Origin of the sequence: Cohnella sp. GbtcB17 (assembly GCF_019091135.1) — a bacterium.
Taxonomy (GTDB): Bacteria; Bacillota; Bacilli; order Paenibacillales; family Paenibacillaceae; genus Cohnella.
The window spans coordinates 83,772-104,142 of sequence record NZ_JAGXJW010000005.1 but is presented as its reverse complement, the minus strand read 5'-3'; the positions used below and the strand labels follow the sequence as shown (position 1 = coordinate 104,142).

Here is a 20,371-nt window from a genome sequence, read left to right as displayed (position 1 = left end):
TCAGAAGGCGATCCGCCTCTTCAGGCGGCCACGCCACGCATCGCCTGCTATACAGAAGGCGATCCGCCTCTTGAGGCGGCCACGCCACGCATCGCCTGCTATTCAGAAGGCGATCCGCCGATCTGTCCCTCCACCGCCCGCTACCGGAACATCGCCCACAGCTTGATCAGATGGAGCGTGCTTTTCGGATCGATCTTCTGCGCGATGACGAAGTTCACCATCTGCTCCTCCTGCAGATCGCTCAGCGGCTCGCTAAGCACTTTGGAGGACGACTTGACGAGACGCTTTACTTTAGCGCGGTCCTGCAGATCGCTTTTCGTCACGCCGTCCAGCAGCGCCTTGATTCTATCCTTCGTGGCGGGATTTTTCATCTTCACCTTGACGCGTTCCACCAGATCCGGCCGGATGCCGAACTTTTGCCAACTCACGGCTGCCCACTTCCCTTCGCGAGGCTCCTATATTGTATGCGGCAGCCGAAGGGAAATGTCAGCGCAATTCATCGTCCCGCAAAGAAACGCCTAATCCAGCGGCTCGCTGTAGTCCGGCGCTTCGCGGCGCAAGTACTCCCGCAGCCCCGCATAAGCCTGCGCCGTCCAGAACGAGGGCTCGGCCGTGAGCGCGGCCGCGTCGTCGCGCGCCTGCTCGAGCGTCTCGAAGTCGTTCATCAGGTTCGCCAGCCTGAACTCCGGCACCCCGCTCTGCTTCGTCCCGAAAAACTCGCCCGGCCCCCGCAGCTCAAGGTCCCTCCGCGCGATCTCGAAGCCGTCGTCCGTATCGGTCATCGCCTGCATCCGCTCGAGTCCATTCTCGGACTTCGGATCGGCGATCAGCACGCAGTAAGACTGATGGTCGCTTCGCCCAACCCGTCCCCGCAGCTGATGCAGCTGCGACAGTCCGAAGCGGTCCGCGTCCATGACGATCATCAGCGTAGCGTTCGGCACGTCGACGCCGACCTCGACGACCGTCGTCGAGACGAGCACCGTCAGTTCGCCGGCCGCGAACCGCCCCATCGCTTCGTCCTTCTCCGCCGATGTCATCCGCCCGTGCAGCAGCCCGATCGCAAGCTCGGGCATCGCCTGCCGCAGCTGCATATGGAGATCGATCGCGTTTTGCACATCCAGCTTTTCCGACTCCTCGATGAGCGGGCAGATAAAAAACGTTTGCCGTCCCAGCTCCGCCTCCCGGCGAATGAAGCCAAACACGCGATCCATCTTGTCGTGCTTGACCCAATACGTCAGAATCGGCTTGCGACCCTTCGGCCGTTCCCCGATCGTCGACACGTCCATGTCGCCGAACACGGTAATGGCGAGCGTGCGCGGGATCGGGGTCGCCGTCATCATGAGCACGTCAGGATTGAGCCCCTTGCGCCGCAAAATGCTGCGCTGATTGACGCCGAAGCGATGCTGCTCGTCCGTCACGACGAGCCCGAGCCGCCGGAAGAAGACGTCCTCCTGAATGAGCGCGTGCGTGCCGATCACGATGTCGATGAGGCCCATCTGCAGCGAAGCCAAAATGTCGCGCCGCTCCCGCGTCCCCCGGCTTCCGGTGAGCAGCGCGACCTGAATGCCGTAAGGCTCGAACAGTCGGCCGAGCGACTTGGCGTGCTGCTCCGCCAGGATCTCCGTCGGCACCATCAGCGCCCCCTGGCAGCCGTCTTTCACTGTCGCGTACAGCGCAATCGCGGCCACGACCGTCTTGCCCGAGCCGACGTCGCCCTGCAGCAGCCGGTTCATCGCGTACGGCCGCTTCATGTCGCGCGTAATCTCGTTGACGACCGACTTCTGCGCCTCGGTCAGCTCGAACGGCAGATTCGCCGCGAACGCACGAATGTCGTCGCTGCTGATCTTGTGCGCGATGCCGTCGGGCGCCTTGCGGTTCATCGCGCGATAAGCCTGCAGCCGCAGCTCGAACAGGAACAGCTCCTCGTATACCATGCGGCGCCGGGCCTCCTGGCCCTCGTGCGTATTTTCCGGCCGGTGAATCCGGTGAATCGCCTCCCGCCGGGGCATGAGACGATGCCGGTCGAGCAGCTCCGGCGGCAGCAGCTCCGGGATCATCGCGCCGTACTGCGCGAGCGCGAGCTCGATGCGCTGGCGCATCCACGCCTGCGTCAGGCTGCCGCCGATCGAATACACCGGCTGCAGCGTCCCCGTGCGGCCGGCGCCTTTGTCGGGAAATTCCGACTCCGCCACCGTGAGCTGGCGCCGCCGCTGGTCCCATTTGCCCGTCAGAACGATATCCCGCCCGACCTCCATCTGATCCTTCAGAAACGCGCGGTTAAACCAGACGGCCGTCAGCAGCATTCCCTCCACCGTCACTCGGCAGAGCAGCCGCGACTTGCCGCCGAACCGCTGCAGCGACGGCGGCGTCTCGATCCGCCCCTGCACGGTGATCTTCTCCCCGTCCTTCACTTCGACCAGCGGCCGCAGCCGATAGTCCTCGTAGCGGAACGGGTAATATTCGATCAGCTCGCCGACCGTAGAAACACCCAAGGCGTGAAGCTCCCCCGCCTTGGGGGCGCTCACGCCTTTGATCTTCGTGACCGGTATGGCGAACAGATCCGTCTCTTCTGCCGAACGATCGGCCATCCTCCATCAACTCCGAATCGCGCCGCCTGCCGAACGATCGTCCTTAGACGATATGGCCCGAGCCGGCGGGAAATACAAACAAGCCTGCCGTGCCGGGACCGGCATGCGTGCCGATCACCGATCCGATCTCCGAGCGGTGGAAGCCGGCGACGTTAAACCGGGCCCGGAGCGCCTCGACGAGATCGTCAGCGGCCGCCGTGTCGCCGGGCGTATCGACCACGGCGAGATCGATCGCCGCCCCCGCCCCGAAGTCGGACTCCAGCAGCTCGACGACCCGCGCGACGGCGCGCTTCTGTCCCCGGACCTTGTCGATCGGGAAAATCACGCCGTCGTCGCCGATCGTCAGGATCGGCTTAATGTTAAGCAGCGTGCCGAAGATCGCCGCGGCCTTGCCGATCCGGCCGCCCTTTTGCAAATATTCGAGCGTATTCACGAGGAAGTACAGCCGCATCTCCTTGCGCAGCCGCAGCACTTCGGCCTCGACTTCCGCCAGGGACGCTCCCCGCGCGGCCGCCTCGGCGGCGGATACGACCAGCGCGCCGTAGCCGTAAGAAGCCGACCGCGAGTCGATGACGGTCACCTTGCTGTCGTCGTCCAGCATCGACCTTGCGATCGTGGCCGACTGATAGGTGCCGCTCATCGCCGAGGACAGATGAACCGACACGACCGAATGGCCCTCGGCGAGAAGCCGTTCGTACACTTCGAGAAACTGGGCGGGCGAGGGCTGCGAGGTCGTCGGCAGCGCGCTCGAGCTTTTCAGCTTGTCGTAAAATTGAGCGGGCAAAAGCGTCACGTTGTCCAGGTAGCTTTCTTCGCCGAAGATGACGCGCAGCGGCACCATCTCGATACCGAGCCGCTCCCGCGTCGCCGGCGGGATGTCCGACGTGCTGTCCGTTACCAAAACAACCTTGCTCATCTGAGCCACCTCCCGCGTCTAATCCGACTTTTCCACCATAATCAGGTACGGATACAAATTCTGTCCGCCCTCATGCCGTTCCACTTCCGCCTCCGGATAAGCCTCGCCCAGCCAAGCGACGAGCTCGGCGGTATCGGCTTCCTCGGCGCCTTCGCCCGACAGCAGCATGACCGTCTCGTCGCCGTTTGCGAGCATCCGCGCAAGCAGGCCTCTGGCGGCATCCGCCACCGTCGCCTCCGAGGCGACGATCTGTTTGTCCAATATGCCGATATACTCGCCGCCGCGAATGTCGATGCCGTCCATGACCGTATCCCGAACGGCGCGGGTGACCGAGCCGGTCAGCACGCGGTCGATCGCCCGCAGCATGCGATCCTCGTTGACCGACGCCGGCTGCTCCTCCTGGAACGCGAGCATCGCCGCCAATCCCTGCGGAATGCTGCGCGTCGGCACGACCGTCACCGGACGGTCGGCCAGCTCCTGCGCCTGCTTCGCGGCCATCAGGATGTTCGAGTTGTTCGGGAGAACGAAGATATGGTCGGCCGCGAGCGAAGAGATCGCCTGCACCAGATCCTCCGTGCTCGGGTTCATGCTCTGGCCGCCGGAGATGATCGCATCCACGCCGAGGCTGCGGAACAGCTCGTCGTTGCCCGCGCCTACGCTGACCGCGACGACGCCGTAGTCGGCCATCTCGAAGGCGACCGGATGCGCCGGTTCGATCGCCTGCGAAGCTGCTTCCGCCGCTCTCAGCTCCGGCATGTCGGGAATGCCCGACGCCGCCTCGAGCCCCATCGGATCGGCCGTCTCGCCGGCGGGCTCCGCGCCCGGCGCCGGATGCAGCAGCTCGCGGTGCTGGTCGCGCATGTTCAAGATATGAAAGTTCGTCAGCTCGCCGTACGCGATCGCCGCGTTCAGCACGTCTCCCGGACGGCGCGAATGCACGTGAACTTTCACGATATCGCCGTCGGCGATCAGAATGATCGAATCCCCGTCCCGCTCGAGCGCTCTGCGAAAGGATGCTTCGGAAAATGCAGTGCGCCCCTGCAGGCGAATAAAAAACTCCATGTCGTACGGAAATTGAATCGACTCGGTCGCAATTCTCGCCTGGGCCGACGACGACGACGCCTGAGCCGAGGCGACCGCTCCCTGCGCCGGGACGGACGAAGCCGAAGCGGAGGCGACCGGCGCGTACGCCGTCCAGCCGACCGAGTACGGAGCCGATGCAACGCCTCCCAGCTCCGCGTTCAGGTACTGTACGAACCCTTCATAAATGCAGACGAGCCCTTGACCGCCGGAATCGACGACGCCGACCTGCTTGAGCACCGGCAGCATATCCGGCGTGCGGGCCAGCGTCTCGGCCGCCTTGTCGTGCACCTCGGCCATCCACTCGGCGATGTCCTCGGTGCGCCGCGCGATCGATTCGCCATGCTTCGCCGCTTCGCGCGCGACGGTCAGAATCGTCCCCTCGACGGGCTTGACCACCGCCTTGTAAGCGGTGTCAACTCCTTGCCTTAAGGCGGCGGCGAACAGCGGCACGGTGATCTCCCGCTGGCCGGCGATCGCGCGGGCGAACCCGCGGAACAGCTGCGACAAAATAACGCCCGTGTTGCCGCGCGCGCCCATCAGAAGCCCCTTCGACAGCACTTCCGCAGCGCGGCCGATGTCGGGCGAAGGTTTATTTTTCAATTCGGCCACGCCGGCCGTCATCGTCAAGTTCATGTTGGTCCCCGTATCGCCGTCCGGGACGGGAAATACGTTCAGCGCGTTGATCAGCTCCGCCTGCTGCGAGAGTCGCTCCGCGCCGGCCAGCACCATGGCCGTCCAGTCGCTTCCGTTTAAAAGCCTCGTAGTCAATGAAAATTCCCCTTTTCGAAGGCGCGACGCCGGCCTCTCCGGCAGGAGAGCCCGGCAAGCCAAGGTGAGATCGGATAATCGCGCAAGTGGTTACGATCCGGTCTTCGCCTAGCGAATGACGCGCACGCCCTGAACGAAAATGTTCAGGCGGTCCACGGCAATCCCGACGACTTCCTCCAGCACGTACTTGACTTTGGATTGGATGTTGTGGGCGACCTCCGAGATCTTCGTGCCGTAGCTCACGATCACGTACAGATCCAGATGGAGCTCCTCCCCTTCGCGGCGCACTTCGACGCCCCGCGCGAGATTCTCGCGGCCGAGCAGCTCGGCGATCCCGTCCTTCAATTGCTTCCTGGAGGCCATACCGACGAGGCCGTAGCAGTCGAGCGCCGCCGAACCCGCGATGACGGCGATGACCTGATCGGCCACGTCGATTTTGCCGTTTTCCGTCGATAGCTGCATAGGCATGGCCACACGCTCCTTTGGCGGTTCTCGAACGCCGTCCGCTATAGACGGCTCCATGGGTGAACCTTTTCCCATTGTACTATAAAAAAGAATCGGTTTGAAGTCGAGCGATGACATTGCAAGCCGACTAGGCCTGTGTTATGATAGGAAAAGTGTGTGCAAGGTCTGGTCAGGGAGGTGGATTTACATGGCTCGCAAATGTTATATTACGGGGAAGAAGCCGGCTTCCGGCAACAACGTGTCCCACGCCAACAATCATAACAAACGCTCTTGGGGCGTGAACGTGCAGAAGGTTCGCATTTTGGTTAACGGCAAGCCGAAGCGCGTATACGTCAGCACTCGCGCCCTGAAGTCCGGCAAAGTCGTTCGCGTATAATTAACTGCCCCGTTCGCCTCGGCGGACGACAGCCCATGGCAAAAGCACCTGGACCTCCAGGTGCTTTTTGTTTTACCGCGCCTCCCCTATGCGGAAGACTCGCGTTAATCGTTCATCATAAAACGTGCCGCAAAAGCGGCATCTCGCCCGGGCCGCCGGCCGCAGCCGGCGCAGGGCGCCGCGAAGCTCCCGGATCGCCCGCCGATGGCGGGGCTGCCCGTACCGGGGACGGGTACACGAGCCTTGCAAGGCCGCGGGATCCATCACCCGGGAGGCATCAGCTTTTCTGAAACGTATTCAGGATCGCTTTGACGAATCCGCCCAAAAACTTCGGCAGCTTGATGGTGTAAAACTTCATCGTTCCCACCCCTCCTCCGGTCCGATGCGTTGCCCGCGGCCCTACGGGCCTTGCATGGGGCGGCGCAGCGCCCGAAGGCGCGCGCTGTTGATAAATGTGTATGCGCGCGCGGAGTTGTCCTATTCCTCGGGCAAAAGGAAAGGGACCGACCGAAGTCAGTCCCTGAGCGAAGCGATGGCCGCGGCGCGATCCGCGTGCCCGAACACGTAATTGCCGGCGACTAGCACGTCCGCGCCCGCTTCGCGCACGAGCTTGGACGTCTCGGCGTTGATGCCGCCGTCCACCTGGATATGGACGTCGCCCCGCCCGCGCGCGACGAGCGTCTGCCGAAGCGCGCGAATCTTAGAGAGCATTCCGTGAATAAAGGATTGTCCGCCGAAGCCGGGATTGACCGTCATGATGAGGATCAGATCGACGTCGTCCAGTACGTAGTCGAGCACGGACAGCGGCGTATGCGGATTAAGCGCGACGCCTGCTCCCTTCCCGAGTTCGCGAATCGCATGCACGGTCCGGTGCAGATGCGTGCTCGCTTCGGCATGCACCGTGATCCGGTCCGCGCCGGCCGCGGCGACGTCCGCGAGCAGCCGGTCCGGCGTTTCGATCATGAGATGCGCGTCGAAGGTCAATGCCGTGTAGGAGCGAATCGCCGCGACCACGGGAGGCCCAAACGTCAGGTTCGGCACGTATTGCCCGTCCATAATATCGATGTGAATCCAGTCCGCGCCGGCGGCTTCCGCCACACGAACCTCCTCGCCGAGCCGAGCGAAGTCGGCCGACAGGATCGATGGTGCGATAATTGCCATGTGCTAGTACCTCCGCGGTTTTTCTTTCCATTCGTTCATGAATTCCTTGTAGTGGCGGTATCGGCTCTCCGCGATGCCTCCCGCCTCCAGCTCGGCCAGCACGGCGCAGCCGGGTTCGTGGACATGCGTGCAGCCCCTGAACTTGCAGCCTTGCGCCAGCTCCCGGAACTCCCGGAAGCACGAGCCGATCTCGTCGATGCCGAGCTCCTGAAAATCCAGCTGGCTGAACCCCGGCGTATCCGCCACGAAGCCCCCGCTCGGCAGCTCTACGAGTTCCACGTGACGCGTCGTGTGCTTGCCGCGGCCGAGCTTTTCGCTGATATCGTTCGTCTCCATCTTCAGCCCCGGCACGAGCGCGTTGAGAAGCGAGGACTTGCCGACGCCCGATTGGCCCGCGAACACGCTGACGTGATCGGCCAGCAACCCGCGCAGCTCTTCGAGCCCCGTCCCCTGGCGCGCGCTGACCGCGAGCACCCGGTACCCGATGCCTTCGTAGAGCGCCACCGCATCGTCGATATCGCGTCCGATTCGCCCTGCGTCATCGGACCGCTCCGCCGCGTCGAGCTTGGTCAGCACGATCAGCGAATCCAGTCCCGCGTGCTCGATATGAACGAGAAACTTGTCGAGCAGCTGCAGGTTCAGCTCGGGCCGGATGACGGAGAACACGAGCACCGCCAGATCCGCGTTCGCTACCGGAGGCCGCACAAGCTCCGACGTCCTCGGCAAAATCCCGTTAACCGCGCCTTCTCCGTTTTCCGTTTCCTCATAGACGACCCTATCTCCGACGAGCGGGGATTCTCCGCGTTTTTTGAAGATGCCGCGCGCCCTGCACTGGATCGTCGTACCGAGTTGTTCGTCGCTTACGTAATAGTAGCCGCTAAGCGCCTTGACGATGATGCCTTCGCGCTCATGGGCGGTCGGACGCGCTGCGCCGTTGTCTTTTTTTTTCATCGGTTAGCCGCGTCCTTTGCCAGGGCCTTTATCTTTATCCTTGTCCGGACCTTTGCCTTTATCTTTGCCGTTAGCCGCGCCTACGGATGCATTCTCGTTGCCTGGCCCGTCTTCCGGCGGCGTGTCTTCGTTCGTCTGCTGCTGCTCGATCGTCCCGTCCGTCGGCGTATCGGCCGGCGGCGTCGGCGTCTCCTCGGGCGGCGTCGGCGTAGGATCCGGCGTCTGCTCTACGTCCGCGTACGGCACCTTGATCCGATCCAGGAACTGATCGTCCCGATATACCGTAATCTGGCCTTCCTTATCCGGCGACACGACGAGGTTGATCGGGAACGTCTGCGTCGTCTTGATCTTCTTCGTGCCCCATTCGCTATCGCCCCGCGCGTCGGTCAGCAAAATTTTGATCGTGCTCGTCTGCCCCTCGACCGCGGGCGATACCGTGACGTTCCAGGTTTTTTCCTTGGCGTCCGCCGGGTAGCCGCTGCTGATCCAGATCGTCACTTCCGTTCCCGGCGTCACGAGCTCGTTCTGCTCGGCGGGGAACTGCTTGAACACTTTGCCCTTCGTCGTGTAGCTCGGCTCCTGCAGCACCTTGTCGTTCGGCAGCGACAGATTGCTCTTGGTAAGCTCCGACCGCGCCTCGGACAACGACATGCCGATCAGATTCGGCATCGGGAACGACTCTGGGCCTTTGCTGACGTTCAGCGTGATCGTATCCTTTTCCGGATCGTATGTCGCCCCCGGAGCCGGAGACTGGCTGAGCACCGTGCCCGCGGGCGTCTCGTCGTCGAATTGCTCATTCTTTTTGATGTTGTCGCCCTGAGCCCCTTGCGCCTTCAGCGCCTCGACGGCGTCGTCGTACAGCTTGCCCGTATAATCGTCGAGCGTCGGCAGCTCCTTGCCCAGACTCACCGTCAACGTGATGAGCGATCCGCTCTTGACCGGCATGTCCTGTTTGCTCTGCCTGATGACGAGATCCTTGTCCACCGTATCGCTCGGCTCGTACAGGACCGGGTCCGCAACCTTGAGTCCGGCCTTCTCTAGCTCCGCGGTCGCAGCTTCGAGCGTCTTGTTCACGACCGTCGGCACCTGCACGTCGGGAGATACCAGTTGTCCCTTCAGCGCGAAGATGGCCCAGATGAGGATCGCGATCAAAATGGCGGCGATGATGCCGAACACGGTGGGCAGCACCCATTTTTTGCGCTTGCGCTTTTCGGGAGCGCCGCTCTCCGCCCGCTGCTCCTCCACCCGTCCGTTTTTTCCGGCGCTTTTGCCGGCGAGCGTCTCCTCGGCGGAGGAACGCATCTCCGGCCGGATCGCCGGAATGACGCGCGTCTGCTCCTCCTCGTCCGCATCGCTCGGGAAGCGCACCTTCGGCTCGTTCAGCCGCTGAGGCTGCAGGCACGTCGCCAGATCGTCCAGCATATCCTGCGCGGAGGCATAGCGCTCGAGCGGATTTTTGCGCATCGACCGCAGGATTACGTTTTCCACGCTTTGCGGAATCGACGGATTCACAAGACGCGGGTCCTCGAACGGCTCCTGCAGATGCTTGAGCGCGACGCTGATCGGACTTTCCCCGAGAAAAGGAAGCCGGCCCGTCAGCATCTGGTACAAGACGATGCCGAGCGAATAAATGTCCGACTTTTCGCCGGTGGCTACACCTTTGGCGTGCTCGGGCGAAAAATAATGGACCGAGCCGACTACGGAGCCGGTCTGCGTGATCGTCGACGATGTCGCGGCGCGCGCGATGCCGAAGTCCGTCACTTTCACCCGGCCGTTCGATCCGATCAGAATGTTGTGCGGCTTGATGTCGCGGTGAATGATCTGGTTGTGATGCGCGTGGTCCAGCGCGTCGCATATTTGCGACGCGATGCGGACGGCCTCGCCCACCTCCAGCGGCGCCCGCTCGCGGATGATCTCGTTCAGGTTCGCGCCGTCGATATATTCCATGACGATATAATGGGTGTCTTCTTCCTGACCCACATCGTAGATGCTCACGATATTCGGGTGGGAAAGCGCAGCCGCCGACTGGGCTTCGCGCCGGAAGCGGCGCACGAACTCGTCGTCGTGCATGAACTGCTGCCTGAGCACCTTGACCGCGACGAACCGGTTCAGCAGTATGTCGCGGGCTTTGTAGACGAGCGCCATGCCCCCGCCGCCCACGCGGCCGAGCAGCTCGTATCTGCCGCCGAGCAAATGTCCGATCGTGCTCATGGCGTCCCTCCATCCCGCGTCACGGTCTCCGCCTCGTATTCGATGAGGGCGACCGTCACGTTGTCGTCGCCGCCGGCGGTAAGCGCCAGCGCGATGAGACGGTCGGCGCGTTGATCCAGAGTGACGCCTTCGGTATTCATCGTATCGAGTATGAGTGCCTTGTCTACCAGGGCGCTTAAGCCGTCGCTGCAAATCAAAAGGCGATCGCCCGGCAGCATATCGATCCGCTGCAGGTCGACCGACACGTCCGCGTCGGTGCCGAGCGCGCGCGTAAGTACGTTGCGCCGGGGGTGGTTCGCGGCCTCCTCCCGGCTGAGCTGGCCCGATCGGGCCAGCTCGTTGACGAGCGTATGGTCGTCCGTCAGCTGCTCGATGGCGCCCCCTCTGACCCGATAGGCGCGGCTGTCGCCAATATGGCCGATCAGCCCTTCCCGCTCGTCAAGGAGGGCAACGACGACCGTCGTGCCCATGTTATGATATTGCGGCTGCGTCGAGGCGGCTTCGAATACGGCAGCGTTCGCCGCAAGCACGATCGCCTTGAGCTTTTCCTCCGCCTCGATAGCCGAGATGACGCCTTCCCATGCGGACAGCGACTTCGACAGGCTGTCGATCGCCAGCGTACTGGCGACGTCGCCCGCGTTGTGTCCGCCCATGCCGTCGGCCACCGCGGCGGCCGTCAGGCCGCCGGGCGTCGTGCCGACCCAAGCCCTGTCTTCGTTCAGTTGCCTGACTCGTCCGATATGACTCCGTACAGCGGTCTTCAACACCGTCACCTCGCCTGCTTCTCCATATGCTTCGCCCGCAGCTGGCCGCATGCCGCCGCGATATCGTGCCCCTGCTCCCTGCGGATGGTCGCATTAATGTTCCTTCGCTCCAGAATGCGGTGAAATTCGAAAATATCGTCGCGCGGCGTGCGGACGTAATCCCGCTCGGGCACGTAGTTGACGGGAATCAGGTTCACGTGGCACAGCATGCCCTGCAGCACCTCGGCCAATTGCTCCGCATGCTCGGGACGGTCGTTGACGCTGCCGATCAATGCGTACTCGAACGTGATGCGGCGCCCCGTTTTCTCGATATAGTACTTGCAGGCGTTCATCACTTCCTCGAACGGATACCGTCTGTTGACCGGCATAAGCTTCGAGCGCAGCTCGTCGTTCGGCGCGTGGATGGAGATCGCCAGGTTGATCTGCGTATTCTCGTCCGCGAACTTCAAAATGTTCGGCACGATGCCGCTTGTCGATACGGTAATATGACGCTGTCCGATATTCAGCCCCTTCGGGTGCGTCATCGTCCGTAGAAACGTCATCGTCGGCTCGTAGTTCTCGAACGGCTCGCCCGAGCCCATGATGACGATGCTCGATACGCGCTCGCCTTCGGGATCGAGCAGTTGCTGCGCCTTGACGACCTGCGCGATGATCTCGCCGGCCGTCAGATTGCGCTTCAGGCCGCCCAGCGTCGAAGCGCAGAACGTGCAGCCGATCCGGCAGCCGACCTGCGTCGTCACGCAGACGCTGTTGCCGTAGTTGTGCCGCATGATGACCGTCTCGATCGCGTGATTGTCGGCCAGGCCGAACAGGAACTTGACCGTCCCGTCCTTCGATTGAAGCTTCGTGATCTCGGTCAGCGTGACGAAGTTGAAGGCGTCCGCGAGCTTCTCGCGCAGCGCCTTCGGCAAGTTCGTCATGTCCTCGAACGTGCTTACCCGCTTCACGTACAGCCAGTCGTAAATCTGGCCTGCGCGGAATGCCGGCTCTCCCGCGGACTTCACCCAGTCCTGGAGCTGATCCAGCGTATAGTCGTAAATAAACGGTTTCCCGTCTGCGGGAACGTAATCTTTATTTTTTAATCCAATCAAGGATAGTCACCACCATTCGCTCTATTTTACCATAAACGCCGCCTTCGCAGTAGAAGGCGGCCCATTGCGCCGAAAAGGAGCCGTTGCCGGCCGCGCATGCGCGATTGCTGCCAAAGTGCCGAGGACGCTCGGCTCTATAATTGTAAGCGAACGCGGTCATCTCGGGTCGGGAGACATTGCGATATCGGAAAACGCCGGCCGTCAATCCGCCCGGACGAGCCGCGCGATGAAGAAGCCGTCGCTGCCGAAGTGCTGGGGCAGCAGCTGCGCCATGCCGGCGAAGCTGCTGTCCACGACGCCGGCGTCGCGAAGCGGCGCAAGCGTCTCATCGGGCCAGGCCGGGTCGAGCCGGAAGTTCGGATGGGCGCTCAGAAAATCGCGCACCGCCTCTTCGTTTTCCTCCGGTGCGATCGTGCACGTGCTGTACACGAGCCGGCCGCCCGGCTTCACCATGCGCGAAGCCGAATCGAGCAGCCTGCGCTGCAGCGCAGCGAGGCTCGCGATATCGTCCGCCGCCTTGTTCCACTTGATCTCCGGCTTGCGCCGGATGACGCCCAGCCCCGAGCACGGCGCGTCTAGCAGCACGACGTCCATCGATCCCGGCGCAAGACGCTCGGGCAGCGAGAGCGCGTCCGCGACGGTCGTGACGACGTTCGGCAGGCCGAGCCGGTCCGCCTGCTCGCGAATGAGCGCTTCCTTGTGCGGATGCACGTCGTTCGCGGTCACGCGGCCCTCGCCTCCCATCCGCTCCGCCAGGTGGGCGGCTTTGCCGCCGGGCGCGGCGCAGCAGTCCAGCACGTTCATGCCGGGCTGCGGATCGCAGACGGCGGCCACGAGCATCGAGCTCTCGTCCTGCACCGACAAGCGGCCGGACGCGTACCACGGCGTGTGCGCCAGGCTGCCGGCGCGAGCAGCCACGATGCCGTCGGGCGACAGCTTCGACGGCTCGGCGTAGACGCCCGCGCTCGCGAGCTCCGCGAGCAGCGCGTCGCGCGTGCCGCGCAGCCGGTTCGCGCGCACGGACATGTGCGGCGGCTCATTGCCCGCCGCCATGAGCGCCTCGGCGCCGCCTTCGCCGTAGGCGGCGACCCATCGCTCGGCCAGCCACAGCGGATAGCTGTGGGCGAGCGAGAGCCGCTCGGCCGGGGGCAGCCCGGCCGGCAGGGGCGGCGCCACGCCCTCGCGCAGCAGGGCGCGCAGCGTGCCGTTCACGAGGCCGGCGATGCCGCCGTGGCCGCGCTTTTTGGCGATGCGCACGGCCTCGTCGGTGACGGCGTGCGCCGGCACGCGGTCGAGCCAGCGCAGCTGATAATAGCTCAGGCGCAGCAGGCAGCGGACCCACGGCTCGACCTTGTTCGGCCAGCCCTTGACGCGGGCCGCCAGCACGTGATCGATCGTCAGGCGACGCTGGATCGTGCCGTAGACGAGCTCGGTCGCGAGCGCCGCGTCCGGGCGGGACAGGCCGGCATCGGTCAGCACGCGGTTGAGCTCCAGGCCGCTGAAGGCACCTTGCTCCTCGACGCGCAGCAGCACCCGCAGCGCCACCTCGCGCGCGGTTTGCGGCTTGCGCGGCGGAGGGGAAGGCTGGGCGCCGACGGGCGGTCGCCGGCCCTGCTGCTGTCCAGACCGTGGGCCGGTCCGCGGCGCCGATGCGGGTCCTGCCTCGACTGCCGGTCGCCTCCCAGGGCTGGACCGTTGCGTCGTTGCCGGCTGCTGTCGCTCGGGATTAGTCCGCTGCTCCTTGCTCGAACGGCCTTGTCCTCCCCGACCGGACGCTCCCCCGCCATCTCCCCGCGCACCCGAAGGCCTGCCTCTCGAGCCTGCGGGTTTCCCGTTTGCCCGGCTTGGCGAAGCCGACTTCGGCGGTTGATTCGGATTTATAGGTTGACTCATTTCACACCTCTTCGATCTGCTCCCTTTCGGGCGCTCGGCGAGACGACGGATGCGCGTTTCTGCCTATTTCCAGCATGCCCGCTCGCGCCGCTCTCTTTTCATGCATTCAAATATAGCACAAAGTGCGCAAAGCTTCATTTGAATAGCCAAAATCTCGCATGTATGAGATATCATGGGGGAGGGGAAGCGCATTTATCGGCGCACGGACGAAACTGCGGAGGACGTAGGGAGAGCGGTAACAATTGAGAGCAGTACCCATTCGCCGAGCCTGCATTGTTTCCAATCAAGACGACTTATTCGAAACGCGGCCACAAGCAAACTCATGTGTTTCTGTCCAGGACTTCTACGGAGTACACAGGTGTCAGTCGGGGCAATTTGTTTTTATCCAAGATCTTTGCGGCGCATGCGAGCAGAAGTCGAATGGATTTGTTTCTACCCAGGACCTTTGGCGGCTAACGGGGGTTAAGTCGGAGCGATTGTTTCTACTCAGGATTTCTGCAGCACATAGGGGCGTGAGTCGGGTGATTTGTTGCTATCTAAGACTTATGTGGTACATGTGAGCGGATGTCGGACCAATTTGTTGCTATCCAAGACCTCTGCGGCACATCTGAGCGGATGTCGAAGCGATTTGTTCCTATCCAAGACCTCTAGGGCACATGCGAGCGGAAGTCGGGTCGATTTGTTGATAGCCAAGACCTCCGCGGCACACGCCAGCGGGAGTCGGACCCGTTTTTCTCCCACTCCCAGGACCTTCAGCCACCTCACGCCATCCCATAGCATAAAAAAACGACGCCCGGTTAACGGTTAACCGAGCGTCGTTCCCGGAGCCAGCCTGGCCCCTCTCGCGTAGTCCGCGGCCGACAGCCGCTTCTTGCCCGCCGGCTGCACCTCCGTCAGCACGACACTGCCGTCGCCGGAGCGCACGCGGATGCCGAAGGCGCCGCTGTCCAGCACCGTGCCGGGCGCGGCCGCCTGCCAGTCCGCCTTAAGCTTCGCGTCCGCCTCCGAAGGTACGGCGATGCCCCATACCTTGAACACCTCGCCGCCGAGCATCGTAAACGCGCCCGCCATCGGGGACAAGCCCCGCACGCGATCGAACAACTCACGCGACGTAGAGCCGAAGTCGAGCCGCTCGTCGTCGCGCGTCAGATTGGGCGCGTATGTCGACAGCGCGTCGTCCTGCGGCTCGCGCGGCGCGTCGCCGGCGATCAGCCGCGGCAGCCACTCGCCGAGCAGCTCGGCTCCGGCGACGCTCAGCTTGTCGAACATCGTGCCCGATGTGTCGGCGTCGGTAATCGGCAGCTCGACGCGCGCGATCATATCGCCCGTGTCGAGGCCTTCCGCCATGAACATCAACGTCACACCGGTCGTCTTTTCCCCGTCGATGACCGAGCGCTGGATCGGCGCCCCGCCGCGGTAGCGCGGCAGCAGCGAGCCGTGCACGTACACGCAGCCGAGGCGCGGAATGTCGAGCAGCGACTTGGGCAAAATTTGCCCGTACGCCGCGGTCACGATCAGGTCGGGCGCAAGCTCCCGTACCGCCTCGACCGCTTCCGGCGCGCGCATACGCTCCGGCTGCAGCACCGGCAGCCCATGCTCCAGCGCGAACGCCTTCACCGGCGGCGGCGTCAGCTCGCGCTTGCGCCCCTTGGGCCGGTCCGGCTGGGAGACGACGGCGACAACCTCGACGTCCTCGCGCTCGAGCAGCAGCCGCAAGGAAGGCACGGCGAAGTCCGGCGTTCCCATAAATACGATTCGGATCATGCCTTACGCCTCGCCCTCTTCGGCCGGCTCAGGCGCGCGGCGCTCGTAGATCGATTCGGCGAGGTCGATGAACAGGACGCCGTTCAGATGGTCGATCTCGTGCAAAAACGCTCTTGCGAGCAGCTCCGTCCCCTCGAACTCGACCGGGTTGCCGTTGCGGTCCTGCCCCTTGACCTTCACCTTGAGCGGACGGCGCACATCGCCTTGAAGGCCCGGGATGCTAAGGCAGCCTTCCGGTCCGAACTGCTCGCCCTCGGAGGAGACGACCTCCGGATTCACAAGTTCGATGAGGCCGTGCTCCTCGTCCGCGTCGACCACGATCACGCGCTTGGAGACGCCCACCTGCGGCGCCGCCAGACCGACCCCGTCGGCATCGTACATCGTGTCCGCCATATCGTCGAGTAGCTTGTGCAGATTGGCATTGAACTTCGTCACTTCCTGCGCTCTCTCGCGCAGCACGTCATCAGGATGCTTCACGATCAGTCGGATCGCCATGCCATCCCCACCTTTCAGTCTATATCTAATCTAAAATGCCGGTAAACATGCGCGGTTAAAGCATCATCTGCGGATCGACGTCGACGCCGAGCTGCACGCCGTGGCGCTTGGCGCCGTCCTGCAGTTCCTTCAGCACTTCGGCCGTCCAGCCGGGCACGTCGGGATTTCCTTGATATTTTATCATACATTGAAAACGGTAGCGATCCTTAAGCCGCGCGATCGGAGAAGGCACGGGGCCAAGCACCTCGACGGCGATCCCTCCGGGACCGGGCCTGCCGTCCGCCTTCACGCCGGCGGCCGCCGCGCGTTCGCGCATCTTGGCGGCGAACGTCTGCCCCATGGACAGCAGCAGCGGTACCTGCTCATGCGTCAGCGTGAGCGTGAGCAGCCGACCGTAAGGCGGATAACCGAGCGCGCGGCGGTGCCGGAGTTCCTGATGCGAGAAGCCGCGGTAATCGTGCCGCTCGACGGACGAGATCGAGGCATGCTCGGGCTCGTACGTCTGCACGATGACCTCCCCGGGAAGCTCGTGTCTGCCGGCGCGCCCGGCGACCTGCGTCAGCAGCTGGAACGTCCGCTCGGCCGCCCGGAAGTCCGGCAACCGCAGCGCGGCGTCCGCGGCCAGTACGCCGACGAGCGTCACGTACGGAAAATCCAGGCCTTTGGCGACCATCTGCGTACCGAGCAGCACGTCCGCCCGGCGCTCGCGGAATTCCGTCAGCCAGCGCTCGTGCGAGCCTTTCTCCGTCGTCGTATCGACGTCCATTCGGATGACGCGGATGCCGGGAAACGTCGCGGCGAGCGCCTCCTCGACTTTCTGCGTGCCCGTTCCGAAAAAGCGGATGTGCGGGCTCGCGCAGGAGGGACAGGCTTCGGGCTCGCGCTCGGAGTAGCCGCAATAGTGACAGCGCAAGTTGCGCGAACCCCGGTGGTAGGTCAGCGCGATGTCGCAGTGCGGACAAGAAGCCGTGTATCCGCAGGAGCGGCACATGACAAACGTCGCGTAGCCGCGGCGGTTCAGTAGCAGCACCGTCTGCTCGCCGCGCGCGAGCCGCTCTCGCAATGCGTCCGCGAGCGCCCGGCTGAACATCGCCCGGTTGCCGAGCCGCAGCTCCTCCCGCATGTCGATGATGCTGACGCGCGGCAGCGGCCGGTCCGCGACCCGTTCGGGCAGCGGCACGTAGGCGGGCACGACCTCCTCGCCGCGGCCGCCGCTGCCCGGCGCGATCTCGATCGCCGCGCCGTACGTCTCAAGCGACGGCGTCGCCGAGCCGAGCACGACGGCCGCGCCGTGACGCTGTCCGCGCCGCACCGCGACGTCGCGCGCATGATACTTCGGGCTCTCTTCCTGCTTGTAGGTCGTCTCGTGCTCCTCGTCGATGATGATGAGTCCGAGCCGGGAAAAGGGCGCGAAAATCGCGGAGCGCGCGCCGACGGCCACCGTCGCTCTGCCCTCGCGGATTTTACGCCACTCGTCGTACCGCTCGCCGCTCGACAGCCGGCTGTGCAGCACCGCCACCTGCGCGCCGAAGCGGCTTTTGAACCGCTCCACCATCTGCGGCGTGAGCGCAATCTCCGGCACGAGCACGATCGCTTCGCGTCCCTGTCGCAGCGCCTTCTCGATCGATTGCAAGTATAGCTCGGTCTTGCCGCTGCCGGTCACCCCGTGCAGCAGAAATACCCGGTGCGCCTCGCGGTCCACGGCGTCGGCGATCGGCGCGAACGCCTGCTGCTGCGCCGGCGTAAGCGGGAGCGGAGCCGAAGGCTCGAAGCTGCGGCCGGCGTAAGGATCGCGCTGCACCGTCACCTGCTCGAGCCCGATCAGCCCCTTGTCCGCGAGGCTGCGGATGACCGCCGTCGTCGTACCCGCAGCTTCGGCCAGCGCCTGCTGGGCGATCGGCTCGCGGTTCGCGAGCAAATACGCAAGCACCTCGCGCTGCTTGGCCGCCCGGTTCGGCAGCTCGAGCAGCGCGCTGCGCAGCTCGGCTTCGGACGGCGGAACGACCGTCAGCACGGTCTTGACCGACAGTCGGTCCTCGACCTGCTGCCGCTCCTCCAGCTTGCCCTCCGCGAGCCAGCGCTTGACGGCCGCGCCGCGCTCGGGATGCTGCTGAAGCAGCTGCGACAGCTTCAGCGTGCCGTGCCGCTCCAGCGCCTCGAACAGCTCGGGCTGCTCGAAGCGGTCCAAAGGCGACCACTCCGCGTTCGGCGCAGCCGAGATATACTTCTCGGCCTTGCCCTTAAGCGCGGCGGGCAGCATCGCCTGGAGCGCGACGGTGAGCGGGCACAGCCAGCGTTCGCTCATCCAGATGCCGAGCTCCACGAGCTCGGGCGACAAGGGCGGCACGGCGTCGAGCACGTCGGCGATCGGCTTCAGCCGCCGGCGGTCGACCTCCGAATCCTCCGGCAGCGCCAGCACGATGCCCTGCAGCGTTCGGCCGCCGAAAGGCACCGCCACTCGGCTCCCGACCTCGACCCAGCCTTCGAGATGCGCGGGCACCGCGTAGTCGAACGGCCGGTCCGCATCGCGCGTCGGCACGTCTACGCTGACTCTGGCGACGCTCATGCCCGCGGGCCTCCATCTTCGCCGTCGCCGGCGCGCAGACCGGGCGCGCGCGCAAGCGCGATTCGCCAGATGCGGCCGGCCGCCTCGCGCTTGGACTGCAGCGGCAGCGATTCGACGAGGCCTTCGGCACCGTACAAGCTAAGGATGTTCGTATCCGTGCCGAATCCCGCGCCTGCCTCGGATACGTTGTTGGCGGCGATCAAGTCGCAGCGCTTGCGGCGCAGCTTGTCCAGCGCGTAGCGTTCGACGTCGCCCGTCTCCGCGGCAAACCCGATAATATAAGGCTTGTCCCGGCCTGCGCCGCCCCCTTCATGCTTCCAATCACCAATCGCCTGCAAAATATCGGGGTTGCGGACGAGCTCGAGCGTCAGCTTGTCCGGTCCCTTTTTCATCTTGACCTTCTCGCGCTGCACCGGCCGGTAGTCCGCGACCGCCGCCGCCTTAATGACGACGTCCATGGCCGGCAGCCGCGCCATGACGGCGTCGTACATCTCCTGCGCAGACTCGACGCGCACGACTTCGGCGCCGGGCGGCGGTTCGAGCTCCGTACGCGCCCAGACGACGGTTACTTCCGCGCCAAGCGCGCGGGCCTCCTCGGCGAGCGCGAAGCCCATCTTGCCGGACGAATCGTTCGTGATGTAGCGGACCGGGTCGAGCCGCTCGATCGTGCCACCGGCGGTGATGAGCACCCGTTTGCCGGCAAGCGGCTTCGGTCCTGCGAGCAACTCGGCCACGACCTGCACGATCTCGTCCGGCTCGGCCAGCCTGCCCTTGCCGACATAACCGCAGGCGAGCTGCCCGGTGCCGGACTCGACGAACCGAACGCCGCGGCGCGCGAGCGTGTCCAGATTGTCCTGCACGGCCGGATGCGCCAGCATGTGCACGTTCATCGCGGGCGCGATCAGGACCGGCGCCGTCGTCGCGAGCAGCGGCGTGCTCAGCATGTCGTCGGCGATGCCGTGCGCAAGCTTCGCGATGCTGTTCGCGGTCGCGGGAGCGGCCACGACCAGATCGGCCGCGTCCGCCCAGTCGATATGCTGCACGACTGCGGCATCGCGCTCGTCGAACACATCCGTCGCCACCGGATGCCGCGACAGCGTCTGGAGCGTCAGCGGCGCGATGAACTTCGTCGCCCCCTCGGTCATGATGACGCGCACGTTCGCGCCGAGCCCGACGAGACGGCTGCACAGCGTGGCCGCCTTGTACGCCGCGATGCCGCCCGTGATGCCGAGGATGATCGTTTTTCCCGCAAGCGAATGATTCATATAGCGCCCCTCCC

Annotated in this window: 17 protein-coding genes; 1 reads left to right on the top strand and 16 read right to left on the bottom strand. The window is 64.4% G+C overall.

Annotated features, from left to right (window positions below; all coding sequences use genetic code 11):
- Positions 1–140: 140 nt before the first annotated feature.
- The 5 genes from KVT38_RS03830 to KVT38_RS03810 all read right to left on the bottom strand — a co-directional run bounded on the left by KVT38_RS03830 (position 141) and on the right by KVT38_RS03810 (position 5,823).
- On the bottom strand, positions 141–428 hold the full coding sequence (locus KVT38_RS03830) for a stage VI sporulation protein F (protein WP_217592364.1): 288 nt from the start codon (positions 426–428) through the stop codon (positions 141–143).
- A 90-nt stretch (positions 429–518) separates the two neighbouring features.
- Positions 519–2,588, bottom strand: coding sequence for an ATP-dependent DNA helicase RecG (gene recG / locus KVT38_RS03825; protein ID WP_217592363.1), 2,070 nt, complete (start codon positions 2,586–2,588; stop codon positions 519–521).
- Between the two features lie 43 nt (positions 2,589–2,631).
- A complete protein-coding gene (locus KVT38_RS03820; protein WP_217592362.1) occupies positions 2,632–3,504 on the bottom strand; it encodes a DegV family protein in 873 nt (290 codons plus the stop codon).
- A gap of 18 nt (positions 3,505–3,522) precedes the next feature.
- On the bottom strand, positions 3,523–5,355 hold the full coding sequence (locus KVT38_RS03815) for a DAK2 domain-containing protein (protein WP_217592361.1): 1,833 nt from the start codon (positions 5,353–5,355) through the stop codon (positions 3,523–3,525).
- Between the two features lie 108 nt (positions 5,356–5,463).
- Positions 5,464–5,823, bottom strand: coding sequence for an Asp23/Gls24 family envelope stress response protein (locus KVT38_RS03810; RefSeq protein WP_090115427.1), 360 nt, complete (start codon positions 5,821–5,823; stop codon positions 5,464–5,466).
- A gap of 184 nt (positions 5,824–6,007) precedes the next feature.
- Between KVT38_RS03810 and rpmB the strand changes: the two genes are divergently transcribed.
- The gene (rpmB, locus tag KVT38_RS03805; protein WP_090115426.1) at positions 6,008–6,196 is read left to right on the top strand and encodes a 50S ribosomal protein L28; all 189 of its coding nucleotides are present in this window, start codon (positions 6,008–6,010) and stop codon (positions 6,194–6,196) included.
- Between the two features lie 277 nt (positions 6,197–6,473).
- Here rpmB and spoVM read toward each other — a convergent pair whose 3' ends face one another.
- From spoVM to coaBC, 11 genes are all read right to left on the bottom strand, one after another.
- The gene (gene spoVM / locus KVT38_RS03800) at positions 6,474–6,554 is read right to left on the bottom strand and encodes a stage V sporulation protein SpoVM (RefSeq protein WP_040711006.1); all 81 of its coding nucleotides are present in this window, start codon (positions 6,552–6,554) and stop codon (positions 6,474–6,476) included.
- Between the two features lie 155 nt (positions 6,555–6,709).
- Entirely contained in the window at positions 6,710–7,357 is a 648-nt protein-coding gene (rpe, locus tag KVT38_RS03795; protein WP_217592360.1) for a ribulose-phosphate 3-epimerase, read from the bottom strand.
- A gap of 3 nt (positions 7,358–7,360) precedes the next feature.
- Complete coding sequence (gene rsgA / locus KVT38_RS03790) at positions 7,361–8,308, bottom strand: ribosome small subunit-dependent GTPase A (RefSeq protein WP_217592359.1); 948 nt, start codon at positions 8,306–8,308, stop codon at positions 7,361–7,363.
- A 3-nt stretch (positions 8,309–8,311) separates the two neighbouring features.
- Positions 8,312–10,519 (bottom strand): Stk1 family PASTA domain-containing Ser/Thr kinase, encoded by a 2,208-nt coding sequence (gene pknB / locus KVT38_RS03785; protein WP_217592358.1) that lies wholly within the window; start codon positions 10,517–10,519, stop codon positions 8,312–8,314.
- Positions 10,516–11,286, bottom strand: coding sequence for a Stp1/IreP family PP2C-type Ser/Thr phosphatase (locus tag KVT38_RS03780; protein ID WP_217592448.1), 771 nt, complete (start codon positions 11,284–11,286; stop codon positions 10,516–10,518). The genes pknB and KVT38_RS03780 overlap by 4 nt, the downstream gene beginning before the upstream one ends.
- A gap of 2 nt (positions 11,287–11,288) precedes the next feature.
- The gene (gene rlmN, locus KVT38_RS03775) at positions 11,289–12,374 is read right to left on the bottom strand and encodes a dual-specificity RNA methyltransferase RlmN (RefSeq protein ID WP_254638958.1); all 1,086 of its coding nucleotides are present in this window, start codon (positions 12,372–12,374) and stop codon (positions 11,289–11,291) included.
- A gap of 201 nt (positions 12,375–12,575) precedes the next feature.
- On the bottom strand, positions 12,576–14,267 hold the full coding sequence (rsmB, locus tag KVT38_RS03770; RefSeq protein ID WP_217592357.1) for a 16S rRNA (cytosine(967)-C(5))-methyltransferase RsmB: 1,692 nt from the start codon (positions 14,265–14,267) through the stop codon (positions 12,576–12,578).
- A gap of 804 nt (positions 14,268–15,071) precedes the next feature.
- Positions 15,072–16,028 carry a methionyl-tRNA formyltransferase gene (gene fmt, locus KVT38_RS03765; RefSeq protein WP_217592446.1) on the bottom strand — a complete coding sequence of 319 codons (957 nt, stop codon included), beginning with the start codon at positions 16,026–16,028 and terminating at the stop codon, positions 15,072–15,074.
- Positions 16,029–16,034: 6 nt separating this feature from the next.
- Positions 16,035–16,526, bottom strand: a complete 492-nt coding sequence (gene def, locus KVT38_RS03760; RefSeq protein WP_217592356.1) for a peptide deformylase — start codon at positions 16,524–16,526, stop codon at positions 16,035–16,037.
- A gap of 55 nt (positions 16,527–16,581) precedes the next feature.
- Positions 16,582–19,092 (bottom strand): primosomal protein N', encoded by a 2,511-nt coding sequence (gene priA / locus KVT38_RS03755; protein WP_217592355.1) that lies wholly within the window; start codon positions 19,090–19,092, stop codon positions 16,582–16,584.
- Complete coding sequence (coaBC, locus tag KVT38_RS03750) at positions 19,089–20,357, bottom strand: bifunctional phosphopantothenoylcysteine decarboxylase/phosphopantothenate--cysteine ligase CoaBC (RefSeq protein WP_217592354.1); 1,269 nt, start codon at positions 20,355–20,357, stop codon at positions 19,089–19,091. Before coaBC ends, priA begins: the two co-directional genes overlap by 4 nt.
- Between the last annotated feature and the right edge of the window lie 14 nt (positions 20,358–20,371).